Genomic DNA, 21,604 nt, shown 5'->3' on the forward strand with positions numbered 1-21,604 from the left:
GTGACCGTAGTTGACGCTGGGGGTCTTCGGACACTACGGAGAAAGGGCTGCCCCGCGACGGGTCTTTAACTCGTGCTCCAGGTCTTTCAACTTCTGCTTGCCGGCGCATGAAGGTCCCCGGTCAGGCGCCAGCCTCGCCCGCTCGACTGCGCCTGCCATAGCCTCGCGTAGGCCCCGCCGGCGGCGAGGAGGGACTGGTGCGTTCCGGTCTCGGCTACGCGACCGTCGTGGACCACGACGATCTGGTCGGCGTCGACGACGTTGTTCAGCCGGTGTGCGATGAGCAGTATGGTGCTGTGCTGGGCGAGTTGGCGGATGGAGCGCCGCAGGTAGCGTTCGTTTTCCGGGTCGAGAGCGGCGGTGGCCTCGTCCAGCAACACGATTGGCGCGCGCTTGAGCAGGGCCCGCGCGATCGAGACTCGTTGGCGCTCGCCACCGGACAGGGATATCCCGCCTTCGCCGACTCGGGTGTGCCAGCCGCGCGGGAGACGGGCGACGATCTCGTCCACCCCCGCGAGCTGGGCAGCTTCGGCCAGTTCCGTGTCGGTGGCCTCGGGCCGGCCGAGTCGGATGTTGGCCTCCAGGGTGTCGTCGAACAGGTAGACGTCCTGGAAGACCAGAGCGAGCTGGCGGGTCAGGTCCTCGGTGCGCAGGTCGCGCACGTCGACACCGCCGACCCGTACGGTGCCGTGCTGGGCGTCCCAGAATCTGCTTATGAGCCGGATGACGGTCGTCTTGCCGGAACCCGACGGCCCGACCAGCGCGGTCACCGAGCCGGGCGGCACATTGAGCGAGAAGTCGCGTAGGACCGGCGTCTCCGGCAGGTAGCCGAAGGTGACGTGGTCGAGCTCGAGCTGTCCCGGCCGGCGCAGCGGCGCGGAAACCTCCGGTTCCGGCATCCCCTGTTCCCGGAGCACGTCGGTGAGCCGGCGAAGGTCGTTCCCGGCGATCCGAATGGCGCCGGCGTACTCGCTGACGTCGGCGAGCGGGCCAGCGAAGCGGAACGCGAGCGCGACCAGCGCGACCGCGGCCGCGGGGGTGACGGCTCCATCGAGCGCCAGCCAGACCACAACCAGGATGAGCACGGTCACCGCGAGCTGCACTGCGAGCCCGCCCATGGTCAGGCCCACCACCCCCTGGCCGAGGGTGCGGCGGCGGGTTCGCTGCTGCTCCTCGATGGCCTCCTCCAGCGGCTGGTAGCCGTGGATGCTCCGGCCGAACGCACGCAGCACCCGCTGGTGCCGGCCGAACTCGATGACCCGGCTGCCGGCCTCGACGTCGGCGGCGTGGTTGCGTGCCTCTCCGCGGGCCAGGCTCGCGCCGGCGAAGCGGAACGCGAACGCGAGGACGGGAATGGACAGCGCAGTGGCGATCCCGAGGCGCCAGTCGTACCAGAACAGCGCGATCGTCACGGTGGTCGGCGCCGCGACGGCGATGACCAGAGGCGCCAGCAGATGGGCGAAGATTCCGGTGATCATCATGGTGCCGTCGGTGGCCACGCGGGTCAGCCGTCCGGTGCGGTCGGAGTCGAACCATCCGAGAGGGAGGCTCACTAGGTGGTCGCCGAGCCGCTGGTGCGTCGACGACATCGTCTCCAGTGCCGCGGCGGAGCCACGCATGGTCTGCACGTACCGCACGACGCCGGCTGCCACGGTCACGACCGCGAGGGTCAGCAGGTGTATACCGATGGCGTCCCGTTCACCGGAGGCGAGGTCCTCCACCACCGGCACGAGCAGGGCCGCGGCGACACCGCTGAGCACCCCGTAGACGACGGTCCAGGCCACGTAGCCGGTCAGGATGTGTGCTCTGGACGGCCCCAGCAACAGCCGCAGATCGCTGATCATGCCGGAACCTCCTCGTGCGGCGCCCACATGCGCGTGTACTGCCCTCGCGCGGTGAGCAACTCGGTGTGGGTGCCGGTCTCGACAATCCGTCCGCGGTCGAGGACGACGATCCGGTCGGCGCCGGTGATGGTGGAGAGCCGGTGCGCGATCACCAGCACCGTACGCCCGCTGGCCAGGCGGGAGAGCGCGTCCTGAATTGCAGCCTCCGATTCCGGATCGGCGAAGGCGGTGGCTTCGTCGAGCACCAGGATGGGTGTGTCGGCGAGCAGTGCCCGGGCGATGCTGACCCGCTGTGCTTCCCCGCCGGAGAGGCGGACGTCCTGCCCGACGACGGAGTCGTAGCCGCGCGGGAGAGCGGTGACCCGGTCGTGGATCAGTGCCGCCTGACACGCTTTGCGGATTTCGGCATCGGTCGCTTCCGGGCGGCCTAGCGCGACGTTGTCCCGGATGGAGCCGTTCAGCAGCTGCACGTCCTGCAGCACGAATCCTATGTGGCGGTAGAGCTCGGCCGGGTCGATGTGCCGGACGTCGACGCCGCCGATGCGGATCGCACCGGCGGTCACATCGTGGAACCGGGGCAGCAGGGTGGCCAGCGTCGACTTTCCGGAACCGGATGGTCCCACCAGCGCCGTGACCGACCCCGGCTCACACGTGAAGCTCACTCCGTGCAGGACGTCATGGCGATCATCGGCGCCGTAGGCGAACCGGACGTCGTCATACTCGACCCGGTGGCCTGCCGGTCGCCCCGGCGACGTCGGCACCGGCAGCGGCGCGACCTCCAGCAGCCGCTGGATGCGCAGCGCGGCGGCCGCGGCCGTGCGCTGGTTCAGCGCGCCGAAGCCGAGCGGCTCGATCGTGACCGGGATCACGCACGCCAGCAGCACACCGGCCAGCGCCTCACCGGGAGTGACCCAGCCCTGATCGACGAACCATGCGCCGCCGGCGATGGTGACCAGGCCGATCACGGGTGCGGACACCAGCAGTCCTGCCAGCGCTTCGATGCGGTTCATCGGCCGGACCCAGGCGGCGAAGAAGTCCGTGTACTCGGCGGCGGCCTGCCGGTAGGCGGAGTGCGCCTTGCGGGCCCGGCCGAAGGCTTTCACCACCGCGATGCCCGAGATGAACTCGACCACAGCATCGCTTAGCCGTGCGTTACTTTCGTCGATTTTAGCCATGACCTCGTTGGAGCCGCGCTCCATCCAGGCGTAGGCGGCCGCGTACAGCGGGAGTGTCGCCACCGCGAGCAGGGCCAGGCGCCAGTCCAGGACCAGGAGGTAGGTCAGCGCGCCGAGCGGCGTTACGACCGCCGCAGTCATCTCGACCGCCTGGTGGGCCACCAGCTGGTGCAGCGCGTCGACGTCGCCCATCGCAGTCTTGCGCAACCGTCCGGAAGAGTTGTGGGCGAACCAGCCGAGCGGGACCCTGCCGAGGTGGGCGATCATCCGGCGGCGCAGGATCGCCTGCAGCCGCACATCCGCCACATGTGTAATCGTCAACGCCGCACTCATGAACCCGCCGCGCAGCAGCAGCCCGAGGATGATCAACACCACCACCAGGACCACCCGGTCCCGGTCCAGCGGTGTTGCCAGCAGTGCGCCCGCCAGCTCGACCAAACCTACGAACGGCGCCAGCCCGGCCAACGCACCCAGCGCGCTGAGCACGCACGCCAGCCGGACGCGGCCGGCGACGGGACGGCGCACGTGTCTGAGCGCCCGTGCCGCCTCCCGCGAATCCTCCTCGCCCGGGCTCGCGCCGGCCGTACTCGCAGACACGACACTGTCGATACTGTCGTCGAGGGTCTGCCCGATCATGAGGTCATCTGCCATCGCTCGTGAACCATGTCTACGACCTTGGCGCGGCTCACCTGGCGGCGTCTTGAAGGAATGTTCCCTGACTGCCTCCCTGTCGTGGCCACCCTCGTGCCAGGCGCGATACAGCGCCGCAGGGGTGCATCCCGCCAGTTCCGCAGGTCGCGAGTGAGATGAGACTGATCAGCATACCCAAACTGCGCCGCGACGTCAGCGGCCGCCGCCCCTGCCATGATGGCCTCGATCGCGGGCGAAAGACGTACGATCATCGCCGCCCGCTTGGGCGTCACCCCAATCTGGGCCGTGAACCGCGACCACAGTCCCGGCCAGCCCGGCAACCGCCCCGTCCAGGACGGAGTACGCCGCCAGCGGCGAGAGATGGATGTCCACACAGGATACATCCCGCCCAGGCACCCGCACCGAGTTGACCCCCACCTCACTCAAGATCCCGGCCGCCACGGGCCCCGTTCGATCAATCCGCAGCTCACCATCGAGCACCAGCACGATCGTCAGCCCCGGCTGAGGCAGCACCCGCATGTTCAGGCCCCGCCCGGCACGGTCGTGGTAGCCCACCAACTCCACACCGTCGTACTCGGATCGGCCGACCGCCCGGACGACCCCCCATCCACCACCCTGCTCAGCGGAGCTTGTTACTTGAAGAGTGGCTCTGCCAAGATTCCTGTGGTAACTAACTGTGGTGCTTCTGGGCGAGGAGTATCCGTTTTGGGAGCAGCGATAACCCGGCCTTGCCGTACGTCTGCCGCTTCAGGAGCTTGATCTTTATGTTAACCACGCCCTCGGTTGGCCCGTTGCTGTAGGGCAGGGCAGGGCCAAGGATCTTGACGCCCTGCCTTGTCGTCGCAGGAAGGTGGAGTGGCCGGATCAGGCGTGTTCCTCAAAGCGTGTGGGATCGCCTCTGACTGGAGGTCTGAGCGGGCGCATCGTGCATGGCCGGAGGATTCCGCCATGCCGAATCTGCTGTTGCGCGAGATCCGCGCGACGAAGAGGAAGAGCGCGATGTCCGTCGGCTGGCCGGTGCCCGCCACGCAGCGCGTCGAGCAGAGCACGGGCACGCGCCAGCAGTGGGCCGACCATGCGATTGAGAGTTCTGTTTGTTCTTGTCCGTTCTACGCCGGTGGACGAGGTGTTGGGTGGCGAGTCTGGCCGTGTCGTCATCCGTCATCTTGCGATGAGGTCCCGGCTTCCCTGCGTGCTTTAACCCGCTGGTAGTGTCTGGCCGCCTTGGCGCGGTTGCCGCAGCCCTCCTTGGTGCACCAGCGGCGCAAGTGGCGGCGGTCTAGGAAGAGCCAGCCGCAGTTGTCCGCCTGGCAGACGGATACCGCCCGCAGATCGGGTGAGGCGAGGAGGTCGGCGCCCTGCCGCGCGATGGTCCAAAGCACCACGTCGGGAGAGCTTTCGTCGTCCCACCCCCACGCCAGGTCGGGGGTCAGCTGGGCGTGGCCCATAGCGACCCGTAGGTGACCGTTGACGAGCTCCAGGTCGCCTGATTCCGGAGAGCTCTCGTTCGCGACGGCCAGGAATGTGCAGAACAGGGCCTCCCGCAGCGCCCGCGCCGCAGCCAGCGTGTCGGGTGTGCCAACGGGCGCCGGGATCGCCGCCTGCCCAGCCCAGTCCGCGAGGTCCTGAGCCGTCTGTAGGTGATCGTATGGCTCCGGCCCGGTGTGCCAGCTCACGGTGTTGGTGAAGTCGAGCGGGAGCGAACCTGCGATGAACATGAACGGCATGACTCTAACTATAAAGGTTGACACAGGGGGTTAGATGCCACGACTCTAACCCTATGTTGCTTCTCAAGAGGGTAGAAGGTCACGACTTCCGGTCGCTCTGGGCCGCGCAGTCCATCTCCCAGGTGGGATCCCAGATCACCACTGTGGCGCTGCCGTTGGCCGCCGTCTCGCTATTCGACGCGGGTCCCGCCCAGATGGGCTTGCTGAACGCCGCCGGCTACCTGCCCGCGCTCCTGCTCACGCTGCTGGCGGGCGTGTGGATCGACCGCAGCCGTCGCAGACCGCTGCTGCTCGGCGCCGATCTCGGGCGAGCGGTTATGATCGGTCTGATCCCGGTAACGGCGCTGGCCGGAGCGCTGGGGATCGGTGGCCTCTACCTGATCGTCCTGATCAGCGGGGCGCTGACGGTGCTGTTCGACACGGCCTACCACGCGTACGTGCCCACACTCGTTCCGAGCCAGAGTCTGGTGCGGGCCAACAGCCGCCTGCAGTTCAGCGCCTCACTCGCCCAACTGGCCGGACCCGGGCTGGGCGGCCTGTTGGTCCAACTGCTCAGCGCGCCGGTGGCGCTGGCCTTCGACGCGCTCTCCTTCCTGGCCTCCGCTCTCTTCCTGTTCCGCATACGGCACCGCGAGCAGCCACCGGTCCAGTGCGGGAGCAGACGGCTCCGGCAGGAGATCGCCGAAGGGCTACGTGCCACGTTCGGCAACCGCTACGTCCGTCCGGTCGCACTGGAAGCGGCCACGTTCAACTTCTTCGGTCAGTTCATCGCGGCCCTGTACGTGCTCTATGCCGTTCTCGACCTCCGGCTCTCCGCCGGCGTCATCGGCGCCATCGCCTCGACGGCGGCGGGCGGCGCCGTGCTGGGCGCGCTCGCCGCCGAGCCTCTCGTTCGCAGGCTGGGCTTCGGCCCCGCCCTCATCGCCACCATGATCCTCGCGTCCACACCGCTCATCGCCATCCCCCTCACGTCCAGCCCTATCGTGCTGGCCGCCGCCTACTTCATCGAGGGCTTCGGCCTGGCCGTGTCTAGCTCGCAAGCGGTCACCCTGCGGCAGGTCGCCGTCCCCGCCGCAGTGGTCGGCCGCGCCAACGCCGCCTACCGCACGCTGTCGTACGGCGTCCTCCCGCTCGGCGCCCTTGCCGGCGGCCTGCTGGGCGACCTGATCGGCCTACGCCCCGCCCTGCTGGTCGGCACGCTCGGCCTCGCCCTCGCTCCGCTGCCGGCGTTGCTATCCACGGTGCGTCATCTACGCACGGCAGAGGACGCCCGACCTGCATGAGAGGGCGGTCCGCAGGTCTATGCGGCCGGCGACGGGACGGCGCACGTGTCTGAGCGCCCGCGCCGCCTCCCGCTGGTCACCGTCGTCGACGGTCTGCCCGGTCATGAGGTCATCTGCCATCGGTCGTGAACATGTCCACGACCCTGGCGCGGCTCACTCGGCGATGTCTTAAACGAATGTTCCGCTGTCGTGGTCGCTCTCATGCCATGCGCGATACAGCGCCGCGGGGGTAAAACCTGCCAGTTCGCGCAGGTCCCGGGTGAGATGAGATTGGTCGGCATACCCGAAGCGCGCCGCGACCTCGGAGAACGCCGTCCCTGCCACGATGGCCTCGATCGCGGGGGCGAGGCGCACGATCATCGCGGCCCTCTTGGGGGTCACCCCGATCTGGGCGGTGAACCGCGACCACAGGCGCTTGCGGCTCCACCCCGTCTCGGCCGCGAGGGCACCTGTCCGGCGCCGCCCACCGCTGGCCACGAGTCCGCGCCAGACAAAGGCCACCTCCGGGTCGACGGAACGGTTCGTGTGCAGCCTGTCGGCGAGCGCCGCGCGGAGTTCGCCGAACCGCTCCTCCCATCGGCCGGTGCCCGCGAGCGCCGCACGGAGCCGACGAGCTTCGGAACCCCACAGGTCCTCGAAGCTGACGACTGTGCCGGCCAGCTCGGCGACTGCCCCGTCAAGGACGGAGTACGCCGCGAGCGGCGAGAGGTGGATGTCCACACAGGCCACATCCCGGCCGCACACCCGCACCGAGTTGACCCCCACCCCACTCACGATGCCGGCCGCTACCGGTCGCGTCGGGTCGATCCATAGCTCACCGTCGAGCACCAGCACGATCGTCAACCCCGGCTCGGGCAGCACCCGCATGTCCAGGCCTTGCCCGGCACGGTCGTGGTAGCCCACCAACTCCACGCCGTCGTATTCGGGCTGGCCGGCCGGCCGGACGACCTCCCAGCCGCCGCCCTGCTCAGCGCGCAGAACCATGGCGAAGACGGGCCTTGGTGATGCCGGTGTCGACGAGATCGATGGATGATCCCGCAGGGCAGTTTCCGTACATACTTCGACAGTATCGCCGCGAAGAGCTCTTCCCACATCGGGACCAGGATCACCCGCGGCGTCACCTTTACCATCTTCTGTCCCAGCCCCGTCAAAAGCGGCGTCGCCCGCCGGGTGGCCAGGCGGCGAAACTCCTCCGGGCCACCCGGCGGGGTTCCGCCCCGGAATGTGGCCAGCGCAGGAGCGTCCGCGGTGTGACCGCCGTTCTGACCGACTACGCTAACGCGCCCGACCAGAGCGCCCGATGAGTTGATTTCCGGGCCACCTCGCCCATCCGATCACCGCGCATGCGATCGCCGGGATAGTCGGTCCGAGTAGTCCGTTGTGCAGGATGAAGGCTTGGGTGGCGATGGCGCAGATCATGAGGGCGGTTAGCGCGAGCGCAGCCAGGCCGCACAGGCGGGGAATCAGCAGTCCGATCGCGCCCGCGATCTCTAGCCCACCAGTCAAATATCGGAACCACTGACCGAGTCCGATGATGCTGAACATCTCGGTCGTGCCGTTGATGCCTGCGAGCTTCGGATATGCCGCGGCGACGAAGTACACCGCCACCAGCACCTGAACCACCCATAGGGCTGTTACGAAGGTCCGACGGCCGCTGAACGGTCGCACTCGCGGCGGAGGCGTAGCACCACTGCTGGTCATGATTCGTTCCTTCCAGATCGCTCACGGAGGACGAACCGCCGAATCCGTTCCCCGGCCAATGACCAGCGAGCTCAAGGGCTCGTTGCCCCTTCTCGGGGACTTCCCGATGGGCGGCTTGGCGGTCAGGCGTTTCGGCGGGTCATCGGTGAACGGGCATCGGCATGTGCCTCGGCGGGTGCCGGACATGCTTCCGAGCGCAAACCGCAACAAGGTCTCGGGCTGTCGTTGATCAGGTCAGACGGGGCGGGAGCCCGAAGGTGGGTAACAGGTCCGCGTCGAAGGTGGTGATCTCCGCAATGACGCCTGCCTCGACGCGTAGCACATCGATTTTGAACGGCCGCCATGTGGTTTCTCCGGGCCGTCTGAGGTAATTGGCAGCCGCCAATTGACGGTTGGCCCGGGTTGCGACGAGCCGCCAACTGGCGACGAACGCCGGATCGAACGCGAGATCGTACAGCGGTGCCAGCGACTCTCGTCCCTGATAGATGGTGGGCTCAGGTGGCATGGTGAGCCGCACCTCCTCAGACACCAATGCTGCCAGCGCGTTAACGTCGGCTCATTGCATGGCGTCCACATAGCGCTCCAGCAGCGCGCGTTCCTGCGTGCTCGGTGTGGTGGCGGACCGCTCGGGGCGGGGCATTGGCAACTGTTCCTGCAGCGTGGTGCGGGCTCGCTGCAGCGCACTGTTCGCCGCCGCTACGGTGGTCTCCAGCATCGCGGCGGCCTCGGCCGCGGACCAGTCAAGGACATCGCGCAGGATCAATACGGCTCGCTGCCGTGGTGGCAGGAGCTGGATGGTCATCAGAAACGCGAGCGAGATTGTCTCTCGCCCTATGACCACGGTCTCAGGCTCCGTGTCGCTGGGCGCGATCTCGTTCAACAGATGATCCGAATACGGCTGCAGCCATGGCACGTCGGCAACGGAGCCCTGCGATGAAGCCCGCCGTGACCGGCGTCTGAGCGCGTCCAGGCAGATGTTGGTCGCGATCCCGTACAGCCAGGCACGAGGCCCAGCGCTGCTCGTAACGGTGTCGCGATGTTGCCAGGCACGTAGGAACGTCTCCTGCACCAGGTCCTCTGCCTCGGTGAACGAGCCCAGCATCCGGTAGCAATGCACGTGCAGCTCACGACGGTGCCGCTCCACCAGCGCGGCGAACACCGATTCAGCGTCTTCGCCCGTCCCGGACAGTGCGGGCACGGAATACGAGGCCACCGTCGACATTACGGTGCCTTCCAGTCGCCGGCACCCTTCCTTTTGACCTTGTACCGTAGGTGTGTCACATCCGGCGCGTCGATGAGTTGCGTACGCTCCAGGTGCACTTGGGTGTCACCCAAATTCTCGAAGAGCCGACGACCGGCACCGAGCAGTACCGGCACGAGGTGGATGGTCAACTCATCGAGCAGCCCGGCCCGAAGTGCCTGCTGTACGGGTGTAGCTCCGTGTAGCCCGACGTCTTTGGGCCCAGCGACCTTCATCGCTTGCTTGATGGCGGATTCGAAGCCATCGGTGACAAAGGAGTACGTCGTAGCGCCCCGGCGGCGGGGTGGCCCGCCGCGATGGGTGAGGACGAACACCGGACAGCGAAACGGCGCCTCCGCACCTCAGGCTTTCTCGGAGATGTCGAAGCCGCGCCGGCCGACGACGAGGGCTCCGAGCCGATCGAAGAGCTCAGCCAGGATACCGACCTGGCGACGATCGCCGCTGCCCATCCAGCGATGCAAAACCTCTCCGCCATGCCCGAGCTGTCGCTCAGCGCAGTCACCCGGTGCGGCGATGAAGCCGTCCAATGACATGCTGATCGCCGCGTACACGTCACTCACGAATTTCCTCCAGGTCTCCAGCGACCCCCGGTAGCGGCTCACGACGTCCGCCCACCACATAAGACGACAACCATCTCTGGAACTCATCGGTGGCGCGACGACCAACTGAAAATCCACTGGGGCACACCACGGCGAGCGGCCGTACCTGTGCGACTGCAGACGCGCATCCCCCGACTACGACACGCACTCGCTGTTCTCGCCTCGCACGTGAACAGCGCCGTGAAACAACTCAGCGACAAGGCTTCCCGCTGCTGCCGACCGGTGGCGGCATCCACGACGAGCGGGCCCGGTGGATCGCATGACCCCATGCAAGGAGGAGATCGACGGGAACATTCGTTCAAGACATCGGCGCGCAGGGGCGGTGACATTGGAGCTATGAGTTACAGCGTCATCCAAACCGCCTTTCAGGCGCTGGCCAGCTATGACCCCGATCGGATCTCCGCGATCTTCGCCGAAGACGCCGAATGGCTGTCACCCCCTGGTAACGCCGTTGCCGTCGCGCTTGAGGCGACCCACCACATGGTGGGCAGAAAGGCGATCGTGCACTTTTTCGCCGAAGATTTTCCCCGCTTGTTCGTGCGCGACGTCATCCTCACCTTCCACGGGTTCCACGCCGCCGGCGAGCGAATGATCGTGGAGGCGACCCTGGCGGCGAAGCTCGCCGACGGCAAGCACTACATCAACGACTACTGCTTCGTCTTCGAGCTCCGGGACGGGCTGATCCATCGGGCCCGCGAATACGTGGACACGGCCCGCGGGCATCGCATGATCTTCGGCGAAGTCCTACAGTAACCATCCCCGGCTGGCCATGGCCCCGGTCGCCCCGACGAACCGGCAGGCCAGGGCGGCGGACCTGCCTCGGCGGCTCTGGTGCACGAGCGGGAGGCCGCTCACCATCGACACCGCCGCGCTGAGTGATCAGCGAACCTCTTTCAGGCTCACGTGGCCTGAGCGGCGACGCGGGGATGCAGGCGGGCTTCTCCCTTCTCCGAGCGGATCACAGTGAACACGGAACCATCCGGACCCGCCCCTTGGAAACGGTGGCCAGCCAGGTTGCTGACGGGGAGCCGGCTCGCCAAGGGTGTGGGCGCCTGGTCACGCGAGGGTAAGGGGCGCTTTGCCAGCCTGTCTCTCGGAGGCGCGGTTCAAGCGCGCGACGTTTGTGTGAAGGCGCCTGCATGCTTTGCGGCAATGGTCGCAAGACCTCGTGGCAGAGCGGCTTCTAGCCTGGAACGGCATCAGAGGCAACGGGATGAGTGTGAAGCCATGAGCGAGTTCTGTCTGATGGGTGCGCGGCTGGTGGACGGCCTGGGCGGTGAGCCGGTCGTGGACATGTCGATTCATGTCGCCGATGGACGTGTCGCTGGCTTGGGCCCTCCGCCGCGGGGGGTGGAGATGATCGACTGCACAGGGCTGACGATCACTCCAGGTCTGATCGACGCGCACGTACATCTGGGACTGTCGAGCGATATCGGCGCGACTTTCCATCAGGAGCTGTCCGTGGCCGAGTTGGCCGCTGACATGTTCGGCAATTGCGCCCACACTCTGGATGCTGGGTTCACGACCGTACGTGACACCGGGGGCGTCGACGCGGGCCTCGCCAGGGTCGTTGCGGCGGGAAAGGTTCCTGGCCCGCGGATCCTGCAATGTGGTCCGCTGCTGTGCCAGACGGGCGGGCACGGTCACCTCGGGGCCGCATGGGAGCCGTCGGCGGATTGGTGTCGGCACGACATTCCGGGCCTGCGCAGCCTGTCGCTGCTGTGCGACGGCGTGGAGGAGGTCAGGAAGAACGCGCGTGAGGCGTTCCGGCGAGGCGCGGACTTCCTGAAGCTGTGCGTCACCGGCGGTGTCGTCTCCCTGCACGACCGGCTGACCGACACCCAGTTCGCCGTGGAGGAGATCGCGGTCGCCGTCCAGGAGGCCACCGCGAGGGGAACCTACGTGACGGCACACGCCCACAACAACGACGGTGTCCGCAACGCCGTGGCGGCGGGGGTGAAATGCATCGAGCACGGCTCGTCCATCGACGAGGCCACGGCGGCGCTGATGGCCGAGCACGATGTCGCTCTGGTGCCCACGCTGGCCGTGGTACGCGCGCTGGAGTCGGACTCGCAGGCCACGGGGCTGCCCGCGGCGATCGCCGACCGCATCGGCATCGTCCGGCAGGGGCAGGTCGATGGCCTGCTGGCCGCGCGCGCCGCCGGGGTGCGGGTCGGTCTGGGCTCGGATCTCATCGGGCCCGATCAGAGCGGCCGGGGGCAGGAACTCGTACTGCGGGCGGAGACCGAAGGCCCCATGGCGGCGCTGGTGTCGGCGACCAGCGGAAACGCCGACATCATCGGCATCGCTGACGAGGTCGGCTCGATCGAAGTGGGGAAGCAGGCCGACCTGGTGGGCTTCGCCGCCGATCCACTTGCCGATCCCAAGGTCTTCGCCGATCGTGACCAGGTGGTGCTCGTCGTCCAGCGTGGCCGCGTCGTCAAGGATCGCCGCTGATGCGCCCCTACTACCCCGAGGCCCGCGTCGTCGAGGCGCAGGAAGAGCTTGCCGGTGTGCGGATTGCCGATCCGTACCGGTGGCTGGAGGGCGACACCGACGAGGTCCGGTCGTGGCAGCACCGGCAGGGCGAACTGGTCGAGTCCTTCGTCAAGGACTGGCCGGGGGCCGCCTGGCTGCGGGAACAGGTGGACCGCTGCACCGTTGCGCGGATGGGCGCGGTTCCCCGATACGCGGGAGGGCAATGGTTCCGCACCCAGCAGGTGGAAGGCCCGTCACGCGTTCAGGCCGTGGTGTCCCAGGCGCCGTTCGGGCCGGGGCGCGTGGTGTTCGACCCCCGCACCGACAATGCTGGCCGGCCGCCGTACGTGTCCTGGATCTCACCCTCGCCGGACGGGAGAACGCTGGCTCTGGGCGTCTGCCGCGATGGCAGCGAACGCAACACCATCCGGCTGGTGGACGTGGACTCGGGGCGCGAGCTGGCGGACGCGCCAGCCGCTGAGCTCATGGACGCCTGGTCGGGCGGCGCGCATTGGCTGCCGGATTCGCGAGGCTTTTTCTTCAGCGCCGCCGACGGCGGCCCGACCAGCGGTGTTCAGCGCGTGCTGCTCCACGTACGCGTACCGGAACCGGCTACCACGGTCGTCGACGTGCCATGGCTTGGTGAGCAGGACTACCGGATGGTCCTGGTCGCATCGGATGGCCGGAATGCCGTCGCGATGGAGCGGATCATGAACCCGGTCCCGGTCGCCGTCGCCGAACTGCCGGGTACGGCCACGCTGAAGTGGCGGCCGTTCATCACCGAGATCGAGGGGACTGTCGCTGGGCATCCGATCGGCGACCACCTGGTCGCCGTCACCGACGTGGACGCGCCGCGCGGACGGGTTGTGGCGATTCCCCTGGACAGCCCCACACCGAACGATCCGTCCACGTGGCAGGAACTGGTGGCGGAGTCGGACGCTATTGTCCGTGGCGTCGTGCCGGTGGGCGACCTGCTGTACGTCAACGAGTTCGCCGACACCTACGCGCGGGTGCGCATCGTGGACCGGACCGGCGCCCCACGAGGCGAGGTTCCGCTTCCGGGCAGGGGCGCGCTCGACCAACAGCCGTTCCCGTTCATGGCACTGTCGCCGCGCGGGCATCCCGAGGAGTTCGTCTTCGCCTACTCGACGTTGACCGAGTCGTCAGGCGTCTACCGGCACCTGCCGGCCTCGGACGCAGTCGAAGTGCTGGCCGAGCCGGCGGTCCGGCTGGAGGGAGCCGTCACCGAGGACAGGTGGGCGACCTCCGCCGATGGCACCTCGGTGCCCTACCATGTGGTCCGCCGCGCCGACGCGGATGCCGACCAGGTCCTGCCCACCCTCATCAACGCCTACGGCGGCTACAACGTGCCGTGGGTCCCTTCCTTTCCGGGCCCCATGGCGGCGTTCGTCGCCGCAGGCGGGGTGCTGGTCCACGCACACCTGCGCGGCGGCGCCGAGTTCGGCCGCGCCTGGTGGCAGGCGGGCCGGATGCGAAACAAGCAGAACTGCTACGCCGACCTGTACGCGATCGCCGAGGACCTCATCGGTACCGGAACGACCACGCCCGAACTGCTGGCCGTCACCGGCGGCTCCAACGGTGGCCTGATGTCGGGAGTGGCGCTGACCCAGCGGCCCGGCCTGTGGTCGGTCGTGGTGCCGCGGGTTCCGTTCCTGGACGTGCTGGGCGCGTGCCGGGAGGGATACGGGCGGATGGCCGTGTCCCTGGAACTCGGCGACATCACCGATCCCGAGGACGTGCTCCGGCTGGCCGCCCTGTCGCCCTATCACGCCATCCGCCCGGGAACGTCGTATCCCGCGGTCTTCGTCGTCGCAGGGGACACCGATCCCCGATGTCCGCCGTGGCACGCGCGCAAATTCGTCGCGCGCCTGCAGGCCGCCCAGACCGGCGACGCGCCGATCCTGCTCCGAGTATGGGAGAACGCGGGACACGGCTGGGCCACCGACCGCGCCATCTCGATCGAGGAGAACACCGAATGGCTCTCCTTCGTGATGCGCTGGCTGAACCTGACCCCTGAGGAGACCTGATGGATGTCCCCGCCATCGCACCGGCCGACGTACTCACGCTCTCACACCTGGTCGAAGCCTGCTTGTCGCCCGACGGCGAACAGGCGGCCTACATCGTGGCGGCCACGGCGACCGACACTATGACCGATTACACCTGCTTGTGGATCGCCGACGTGGACACGGCGCAGGCGCGGCGGCTCACACAACCCGGAGACGTGGTGACCGGGCCCTCGTGGTCGCCGGACGGCGACAGAATCGCCTACCGCTCGCACGCGTCCGGCACGCCGCAGATCCACGTCATCGATGTCGCTGGAGGCTCCACCAGGCAGATGACGAGCGCCACGCCGGGTGTGGCCGCCACCGGGCCGTTCTGGTCACCATCCGGCGAACACATCGCCTACACCGCGCCGGTGAAGCCCCCGCGCGACTCGAGCCGACCGTACCGGGTGACCCGGCAGTTCTGGCGGCTCGACGGGGCAGGGCTGATCGACGACGTCACACACGAGTTGTTCCTCATCGGCGTCGACGGTGGCGAGCCGCGACAGTTGACCGAGGAGGATGGGCTGATCATGTCGGCCCAATGGTCCGCGAAGGGGGACCGGCTGCTGTACGTCGCGTTCGTCGAACATGACACACCGAGGTGCGTGGTGCGCTCGTGCGACGCGATGGGCGGTGATGTGCGCACCCACTATGAAGAGGACAACTACGGCTTCTGGCCGACGGTGGCGTGGTTGCCCGACGGCCGGATCGTGCGCTCCACGACCAACCTGGTCGCCAAGGGGATGCCGCCGGTCGCGATCGTCATCGACGGCGGCGTCGCGGAGCCGGAGCTCCGCAGCGGACCGGTGGACGGCTGGATCTATGGGCTGGTCGTCGGAGACCTGCCGCTGGCGCCGTTCGTGACACCACGGCTGCTGGTGTCGCCTGACGGCGAATCTGCCTACGTGCCCGTGCAACGCGGCGGTTCCAGGCACGTCTGGGAGATCGCGCTCACCGGAAAGCCGTCGGCGCGTCCGCTGGAGAAGAGCGACAGTGTCAGCGTGGCCTTTGACGTACGGATGGGCCGAGTGCTGGTCGGTACGATGTCGATGCACGAGCCACCGGACCTCGCCGTAGTGGACCTTGCCGGCGGTGAGAAGCGCCGGCTGGGGAGGCTCAACGGCAACGCCTTTCGTGCCGGCGAGCGCTTCGAGATCGAACCGCTGGCGTTCGGCGACGCAGACGGCGCTGCGCTGGAAGGGTGGTTCCTGCGCCCCCGGCACGCTCGCGGCCCGGTGCCCACCATCGTGCAGTGCCATGGCGGCCCCCACGCCGCGTGGGGGCACGCGTTCTCCTTCGACAACGAGTTCCTGCTCGCCGCAGGCTACGGAGTGCTGCTGGTCAACCAGCGCGGCTCCACGGGTTACGACCGTGAGTTCGCTACCGATCTGCACGGTGACTGGGGCCATCACGACGTCGGCGACATCCTCGCGGGGCTCGACCTGGTCGTCGACCGCGGGCTCGCCGACCCCGAGCGGCTCGGGATCTTCGGCATCTCCGCAGGCGCGTTCCTGGCCGCCTGGATCACGGCCCACGATCACCGCTTCCGTGCCGGGATCGTCGAGAGCCCTGCCATCAGCTGGACGGCCATGAGCGGCGGCGACGTCGGCCACCACTACTGGCGCTGGCTCGGCGGCAAGAACGGCCTCGGCGTGGAGGCGGCCGAGCCCTACGTACGGTTCTCGCCGACCACCTACGCCGGGGCCTGCAAGACCCCCATGCTGATCATCCAGCATGAGGGCGATCTGCGGACGCCACCGGCGACGAGCGAGGAGTACTACAGCTTGCTGCGCATGCACGGCTGCACCACCGAGATGCTGCGCATGCCGGTGACTCCGCACAGCGGCTCACTCGAGTTGGGCAGCCCCATCACACGGGTCGCCCAGAACGAGGCAGTCCTGGAGTGGCTGAACCGCTTCGTTCTGGCCTGACGGTTGTTGGCGCGATGCGGGGCCGCGAACGGTGTCGTTCGTTCCCCGCGCAGTGTGCTTGCTCTACCGTCGAGGAAGGCGCCTGCCAGGGCGACGACCATCCCGAGAATCGCGAAGGGCACGACGACGTCGAACGTGCCCGCCGGTGCTCCCTGTGCGGCCGGACCTGTTGGGAGCGAGAGCGTCGGCAGGGCGGCCGCCGCCAGGCCCGCCACCGCGGCCATCCAGAGATACTGGGAGAACGCGGTGGTGTCCACCGGCCGGGAGGCGTTGCTGCGCGCGTTGAGAACCGCGGCGAAGATCGCGATGGCGATTCTGCCGGCCATCACTCGGGTGAGCAAAGGCTGTGGCGAGGCCAACGGCTCCCCAGCATCCGTCGCAGATGTCGTTCCCCGATTTCAACATTCGTCGGTCGTCAGCCTCCGGCTGCGGCGGGCGCGCTGGTCGAACACCGCATCGAAGGGTGAAGACAGGAGCAGCCATCGTGAATACGGACGCGGTAGTCATCGGTGCGGGGGTGATCGGTTCGTCGATCGCGCTGGAGCTGGCGCGTGGCGGCTGGAACGTCGTCGTCGCGGACCGTGCGGGCGGGCCGGGGCATGGATCGACGAGTGCCTCCAGCGCCATCGTGCGCTTCAACTTCTCGACCCATGACGGAGTGGCGATGGCCTGGGAGGCCCGGCACTGCTGGGAGGCATGGCGAGATCACCTCGCCTCCAGCCATCTGACGAACCTCGCGCGCTTTCACCGGACCGGGTTGGTTCTGCTCGATGTGGACGCGTTCCCGAGGCAGGTTTTCCTGCCCTTGTTCGACCGGGTCGGCGTTCCATATGAGGAGTGGGACGACACAGCGCTCGCCGATCATGTCCCGGGCATCGACACAGGCCGCTACTGGCCGCCCGCCCACCTCACCGATGAACGGTTCTGGGCCGAGGCCCGCGGTTCCCTGGGAGCCGTGTTCACGCCGGACGCGGGTTTTGTCGACGATCCACGGCTGGCCGCCGAGAACCTCGCCACGGCCGCGGCCGGGCACGGTGCCACGTTCGTGTTCAACGCCGAGGTCGTGGACGTGCTGCGCCGGCGTGACCGCGTGCACGGCGTACGGCTCGGCGACGGACGCGTGATCCGCTCAGCCGTCGTGGTGAACGCGGCAGGACCCTGGTCCGCTCAGCTGAACCGGCTCGCCGGAGTCGGTGCCGAGTTCTCGGTCCGCGTCCGGCCGCTGCGTCAGGAGGTCCATCGTGTCGCTGCACCGCCCGGTCCCGGTGGAGAGATGGCTCTCGGGGTGATCATCGCCGACATGGATCTCGGCATCTACCTGCGGGCCGATCACGGTGGCGGATTGCTCGTCGGCGGGACCGAGCCGGAGTGTGATCTCCTGCACTGGCTCGACGACCCCGATGAGGCCGGGATCCACCCGACCAAGCAGGTCTTCGACGCACAGGTCACCAGGGCGGCCCGACGACTGCCCGGTCTCGGCGTGCCGGATCGCCCCAGCGGAATCGTGGGTGTCTACGACGTCGCCGACGACTGGACGCCCATCTACGACCGTACGGATCTGCCGGGCTTCTACGTCGCCATCGGCACCAGCGGCAACCAGTTCAAGAACGCCCCGGTCGTCGGCCGGCTCATGGCGGCCATCATCGAGGGTGTCGAGAACGGCGCCGATCACGACACGCATCCGGTGCCGTTCACAGCAGAGCACACGGGTGAGGCCATCGACCCGCGGGCGTTCTCCCGCAGGCGCCCGCGCAACGAGCGCAGCTCCGGAACCGTTCTCGGCTAATGCAGCTCGATCAGCCGCGCCACCTTGAGAGCCAGGTGCACCGCGAGTCGGTCGTCCCCGCTGGACAGCCGGATGCCGGCGATCTCCTCGATCCGGCGCAGCCGGTAGTACAGGCTCGCACGGTGGATACGCAGGTGCTCCGATGTCCGCTTCACGTCGCCGGCGTTGTCGAGGAAGGTCTCGAGGGTGCGGACCAGCCCTTCGTTACCGCCATCGTGGTCCAGCAGCGCTCGCAGCCCGGGGTGCAGGCTCCGGGCGAGCCGGTTGGGCGGGAGCTCGGCAAGCAGGCCGTAGACCCCGAGGCGGGAGTACCGGACGACCGGCCCGAGCACACGGACGACCCGTGCCACGTTCGTCGCGGCCCGTGCCTCGCGATACGACTCGTACGCGGACACCAGGGCGCTGCGCGGCTCGCCGATCCCGATCCAGCATTCGTCGCGCGCCCGGCCGGACTCCGCGATGACCTGCTCGCGGATCGCCTCGGCCAGCTCCTCCATGTCGCCTGGTACCGGACGGCCGGCGTGAACGACGATGAGAATGCCGTGGTCCGGACGAGCCAGCTGGATACCGTTTCCCGGCGCGAGCCTGCGCCGCCCACGATCCAGCCCCGCCGCGAGCGCGAGCCTGTCCCGCTCGGCGAGCGGTTCGTCCATCGTGTGGGTCACGGTCACCATGAGCGCGGTCACGTATCCCGCGACGACGAGTTCCTCCTCGATCAATCGTCCCGCCGCGTCGGCCCGCAGATCCGAGTCGTCTGAGAGTAGGTCGCGCGCCAGCTCACGCTGCCGGCCCCGGCTTAGTTCACCCAGCAGGTACTCCCGGTGCATGATCAGCGCCGCCTGCTCACCTGCCTGCCGCACGGCTCGTACGTGAGCGTCGGTCACCGGGCCGTCGGTGAGCAGCAACCACAGGAAGCCGAGCAGCTTGTCCTCATGACGGATGGGCATGACCATCCGGTCCGCGTCGAGGCCCAGATCGGGCCGGGCCGGCACCATGACAAGGTCACGCGACTCCAGCAGGCCGAGACCGTGCACGTAGGTCACGATGGCGTCGGACACCCTCCTTCGCATGATGGACTCCAGGCGCGCGGAGTCGAAGCCGCCGGCGTGGCTGCTGTAGGCGAGAAGCCGGATGCCCGGGTCGTCGATTGCCACCGAACGACCAAGGCGGTCCCCCAGGCTGTCGATGAGACGCTGCAGGGCGGAGGCCATGGCGCCAAGCGTAGGCGCCAGACGAACGCATCGCCGCCGCGGTGCTCACGCGTGGTCGGCGGGCGGCGCCGCGGTAACTATCTCGTCCTGTCCCGCCCGGAAACTCGATCTCGTGCTGTGAGCTGGAGTTTTGCTGCGTGATCAGGGCGACTGCGACCATTGCGAGTGTTGTCGCTGGTCTATTGGTTGGTGAGGTGCTCGTTCGGCGTGCTGGCGGTGCTCACCTTCAGGGAGGTCTTCACAGCTGAAGGGGCTGCGGGCCATCGCCATACTGCCGCGGACGCCGAGGATGAACGCCATCTGCGAGCCGGTCATGGGCTCCCTGCGCCGCGAACTCCTGGATTGGATCCTGATCCTCAACGAACGCCACTGTTCGCCGACGTCCCCAACCACGTGTGGGCCAGGGACATCACCCGGACATCACCAAACTCCGCGGTTCGGACAAGGGCGTCTGCCCACCCGCTCCGAAGCGACTTTGGTCGGGATTGCACCGCTACCTTTGCCCGATGTGGGCGGCGCGCGGCCCCACGTAGCGTTCGTCTATGCGTCGTGTCGCTCCCGCTCTGGGACTGTTCCTGCTAGCGCCGTTCGTCGGCGAGTACCTGCTGGGCAACATCGCCCTCGACGGGCTGTGGCTCGGGCTGTTCTTGGCGCCCCTGTACGGCTTCGGAGCGCTGCTGATCCGGGAGACGACACGCCGAGCCGGGGGCGGGTGGCCCACAATGGCCCTGCTGGCGGCGGCTTACGCGCTGATCGAGGAGGGACCGGTGGACCAGTTGCTGTGGAACGCCTCCTACGCGGGTCACGATTATCTACATGGTCCGACCTACCTTCCGGCGCTGGGGATGAGCGTGGAGCTCACGCTGAGCGTGGTGGCGCTGCACGGGGTGTGGAGCATCTGTGTGCCCATAGCCCTGATGGAGTCTTTCGTGCTCCGGCGCAGGACCGAACCGTGGCTGGGCCGTACCGGTCTGGCGGTGACCACCGTGGGCTACGTGCTGGGGGCGGCGCTGGTGTTCTGGGGAAACTACAGTGAGGAGCGGTTCATGGCCTCGCCCGGCCAGTTCCTCGGGGTGGGGGTGGTGATCGTCGGGCTGGTGACGCTGGCCTTCGCCGTGCGATCGCGGCGGCGGCCGCCGGTGGCGGGGCGGGCGCCCTCACCGCTGGCCACAGGGGCGGCGGCGCTCATCGGGACCAGCCTCTATTGGGGGCCGTCGGTGCTTGTTACGGCCGAGTGGTATGAGTGGGTCGGGGTGGCGGTGTGGTGTGTCATCGCGGTGGGTGGGATGCTGCTCCTGCTCCGGTGGTCGCGGCAGGAGGGGTGGGACGCGCGGCACCGGTACGCGCTGGCGGCGGGGGCGACGCTGACTTACATCTGGGCCGCGTTCCCGGTACGGCCGGAGCTGGGGACAACGCCCACGCTCGAACTCGTCAGCGACCTGGTGTTCGGCACGGTCGGCCTGATCGTCGTGGCGTTCGCGGGGCGGGTGGTCTGGAGCGCGTCGCGGGTCAGCTCCACATGTACGTGAGACCACGTGGCTTGGTCAGGCCGGCTGTCGATCTTTGTCCGGGTATCTCTGCATCGCCCATACAAGGCCATGAATACAAGCTCGGCCTACATCACCCCGCCTCCTCAAGGGCATGATCGTCGCTGTCAGGCCGGACAGCCTACGCCGACGGGCTGTCAACGAGGGGCCATGTTGGGGCGGGCAAAGACCGAGCCGATCGGCGCCTGCCTTCGATACTTACCGACTAGACCCGAGTGCAGCAAAATGGCGATGGGACTCAGCTCCTCTCGGCGGCATCGCAAGACTCGGCCGGGCACGCCCAGGTCGTGACGAAGCCCCATACCGAAGCTGAAAGGGCGTGTTCGTCCGCTCTCGTCCGCCGA

The 21,604-nt window shown here is 68.1% G+C and carries 18 protein-coding genes; 7 read left to right on the forward strand and 11 right to left on the reverse strand.

What is annotated here, in order from left to right:
* Nucleotides 1–86: 86 nt before the first annotated feature.
* From OHA25_RS07800 to OHA25_RS07815, 4 genes are all read right to left on the reverse strand, one after another.
* Complete coding sequence (locus tag OHA25_RS07800; protein ID WP_327586907.1) at nt 87–1,844, reverse strand: ABC transporter ATP-binding protein; 1,758 nt, start codon at nt 1,842–1,844, stop codon at nt 87–89.
* Nucleotides 1,841–3,670 carry an ABC transporter ATP-binding protein gene (locus tag OHA25_RS07805; protein ID WP_327586908.1) on the reverse strand — a complete coding sequence of 610 codons (1,830 nt, stop codon included), beginning with the start codon at nt 3,668–3,670 and terminating at the stop codon, nt 1,841–1,843. Before OHA25_RS07805 ends, OHA25_RS07800 begins: the two co-directional genes overlap by 4 nt.
* A 192-nt stretch (nt 3,671–3,862) precedes the next feature.
* On the reverse strand, nt 3,863–4,225 hold the full coding sequence (locus OHA25_RS07810) for a hypothetical protein (RefSeq protein WP_327586909.1): 363 nt from the start codon (nt 4,223–4,225) through the stop codon (nt 3,863–3,865).
* A gap of 599 nt (nt 4,226–4,824) precedes the next feature.
* Nucleotides 4,825–5,397 carry a CGNR zinc finger domain-containing protein gene (locus tag OHA25_RS07815; protein WP_327586910.1) on the reverse strand — a complete coding sequence of 191 codons (573 nt, stop codon included), beginning with the start codon at nt 5,395–5,397 and terminating at the stop codon, nt 4,825–4,827.
* Nucleotides 5,398–5,450: 53 nt separating this feature from the next.
* Here OHA25_RS07815 and OHA25_RS07820 point away from each other — a divergent pair, with 53 nt between their 5' ends.
* Nucleotides 5,451–6,680: an MFS transporter gene (locus tag OHA25_RS07820; protein WP_327586911.1), complete on the forward strand. Its 1,230-nt coding sequence runs from the start codon at nt 5,451–5,453 to the stop codon at nt 6,678–6,680.
* Between the two features lie 168 nt (nt 6,681–6,848).
* Here OHA25_RS07820 and OHA25_RS07825 read toward each other — a convergent pair whose 3' ends face one another.
* The 6 genes from OHA25_RS07825 to OHA25_RS07850 form a co-directional block, all read right to left on the reverse strand.
* Entirely contained in the window at nt 6,849–7,664 is an 816-nt protein-coding gene (locus OHA25_RS07825; RefSeq protein ID WP_327586912.1) for a helix-turn-helix domain-containing protein, read from the reverse strand.
* A gap of 291 nt (nt 7,665–7,955) precedes the next feature.
* Complete coding sequence (locus OHA25_RS07830) at nt 7,956–8,303, reverse strand: DoxX family protein (RefSeq protein ID WP_327586913.1); 348 nt, start codon at nt 8,301–8,303, stop codon at nt 7,956–7,958.
* A gap of 307 nt (nt 8,304–8,610) precedes the next feature.
* A complete protein-coding gene (locus OHA25_RS07835; RefSeq protein ID WP_327586914.1) occupies nt 8,611–8,898 on the reverse strand; it encodes a hypothetical protein in 288 nt (95 codons plus the stop codon).
* Nucleotides 8,899–8,937: 39 nt separating this feature from the next.
* Nucleotides 8,938–9,603, reverse strand: a complete 666-nt coding sequence (locus tag OHA25_RS07840) for an RNA polymerase subunit sigma-70 (RefSeq protein ID WP_327586915.1) — start codon at nt 9,601–9,603, stop codon at nt 8,938–8,940.
* Nucleotides 9,603–9,956, reverse strand: a complete 354-nt coding sequence (locus OHA25_RS07845) for a dihydrofolate reductase family protein (protein ID WP_327586916.1) — start codon at nt 9,954–9,956, stop codon at nt 9,603–9,605. The genes OHA25_RS07840 and OHA25_RS07845 overlap by 1 nt, the downstream gene beginning before the upstream one ends.
* A gap of 27 nt (nt 9,957–9,983) precedes the next feature.
* Nucleotides 9,984–10,202 carry a hypothetical protein gene (locus OHA25_RS07850; protein WP_327586917.1) on the reverse strand — a complete coding sequence of 73 codons (219 nt, stop codon included), beginning with the start codon at nt 10,200–10,202 and terminating at the stop codon, nt 9,984–9,986.
* Between the two features lie 375 nt (nt 10,203–10,577).
* On the opposite strand from OHA25_RS07850, the gene OHA25_RS07855 reads away from it, so the two are divergent.
* The 5 genes from OHA25_RS07855 to OHA25_RS07875 all read left to right on the forward strand — a co-directional run bounded on the left by OHA25_RS07855 (nt 10,578) and on the right by OHA25_RS07875 (nt 18,502).
* On the forward strand, nt 10,578–10,994 hold the full coding sequence (locus OHA25_RS07855; protein ID WP_327586918.1) for a nuclear transport factor 2 family protein: 417 nt from the start codon (nt 10,578–10,580) through the stop codon (nt 10,992–10,994).
* A gap of 474 nt (nt 10,995–11,468) precedes the next feature.
* Complete coding sequence (locus tag OHA25_RS07860; RefSeq protein ID WP_327586919.1) at nt 11,469–12,698, forward strand: metal-dependent hydrolase family protein; 1,230 nt, start codon at nt 11,469–11,471, stop codon at nt 12,696–12,698.
* Entirely contained in the window at nt 12,698–14,767 is a 2,070-nt protein-coding gene (locus OHA25_RS07865) for a prolyl oligopeptidase family serine peptidase (protein WP_327586920.1), read from the forward strand. Before OHA25_RS07860 ends, OHA25_RS07865 begins: the two co-directional genes overlap by 1 nt.
* Nucleotides 14,767–16,716 carry a S9 family peptidase gene (locus OHA25_RS07870; protein ID WP_327586921.1) on the forward strand — a complete coding sequence of 650 codons (1,950 nt, stop codon included), beginning with the start codon at nt 14,767–14,769 and terminating at the stop codon, nt 16,714–16,716. The genes OHA25_RS07865 and OHA25_RS07870 overlap by 1 nt, the downstream gene beginning before the upstream one ends.
* A 484-nt stretch (nt 16,717–17,200) precedes the next feature.
* Nucleotides 17,201–18,502, forward strand: coding sequence for an NAD(P)/FAD-dependent oxidoreductase (locus OHA25_RS07875; protein ID WP_327586922.1), 1,302 nt, complete (start codon nt 17,201–17,203; stop codon nt 18,500–18,502).
* On the opposite strand, the gene OHA25_RS07880 is transcribed toward OHA25_RS07875, so the two are convergent.
* Entirely contained in the window at nt 18,499–19,713 is a 1,215-nt protein-coding gene (locus OHA25_RS07880; RefSeq protein ID WP_327586923.1) for a PucR family transcriptional regulator, read from the reverse strand. The genes OHA25_RS07875 and OHA25_RS07880 overlap by 4 nt on opposite strands.
* Nucleotides 19,714–20,255: 542 nt before the next feature.
* Here OHA25_RS07880 and OHA25_RS07885 point away from each other — a divergent pair.
* On the forward strand, nt 20,256–21,242 hold the full coding sequence (locus OHA25_RS07885) for a hypothetical protein (RefSeq protein ID WP_327586873.1): 987 nt from the start codon (nt 20,256–20,258) through the stop codon (nt 21,240–21,242).
* The last annotated feature ends 362 nt before the right edge of the window (nt 21,243–21,604 follow it).

It is taken from the genome of Nonomuraea sp. NBC_00507 (assembly GCF_036013525.1).
In the GTDB taxonomy this organism is placed as follows: Bacteria; Actinomycetota; Actinomycetes; order Streptosporangiales; family Streptosporangiaceae; genus Nonomuraea.

Coding starts and splice junctions, on each gene's coding strand:
- OHA25_RS07800 (WP_327586907.1), bottom strand. CDS start 1,844: ATGATCAGCGATCTGCGGCTGTTGCTGGGGCCGTCCAGAGCACACATC.
- OHA25_RS07805 (WP_327586908.1), bottom strand. CDS start 3,670: ATGGCAGATGACCTCATGATCGGGCAGACCCTCGACGACAGTATCGAC.
- OHA25_RS07815 (WP_327586910.1), bottom strand. CDS start 5,397: ATGCCGTTCATGTTCATCGCAGGTTCGCTCCCGCTCGACTTCACCAAC.
- OHA25_RS07820 (WP_327586911.1), top strand. CDS start 5,451: ATGTTGCTTCTCAAGAGGGTAGAAGGTCACGACTTCCGGTCGCTCTGG.
- OHA25_RS07825 (WP_327586912.1), bottom strand. CDS start 7,664: ATGGTTCTGCGCGCTGAGCAGGGCGGCGGCTGGGAGGTCGTCCGGCCG.
- OHA25_RS07840 (WP_327586915.1), bottom strand. CDS start 9,603: ATGTCGACGGTGGCCTCGTATTCCGTGCCCGCACTGTCCGGGACGGGC.
- OHA25_RS07855 (WP_327586918.1), top strand. CDS start 10,578: ATGAGTTACAGCGTCATCCAAACCGCCTTTCAGGCGCTGGCCAGCTAT.
- OHA25_RS07860 (WP_327586919.1), top strand. CDS start 11,469: ATGAGCGAGTTCTGTCTGATGGGTGCGCGGCTGGTGGACGGCCTGGGC.
- OHA25_RS07865 (WP_327586920.1), top strand. CDS start 12,698: ATGCGCCCCTACTACCCCGAGGCCCGCGTCGTCGAGGCGCAGGAAGAG.
- OHA25_RS07870 (WP_327586921.1), top strand. CDS start 14,767: ATGGATGTCCCCGCCATCGCACCGGCCGACGTACTCACGCTCTCACAC.
- OHA25_RS07880 (WP_327586923.1), bottom strand. CDS start 19,713: ATGGCCTCCGCCCTGCAGCGTCTCATCGACAGCCTGGGGGACCGCCTT.
- OHA25_RS07885 (WP_327586873.1), top strand. CDS start 20,256: ATGCGTCGTGTCGCTCCCGCTCTGGGACTGTTCCTGCTAGCGCCGTTC.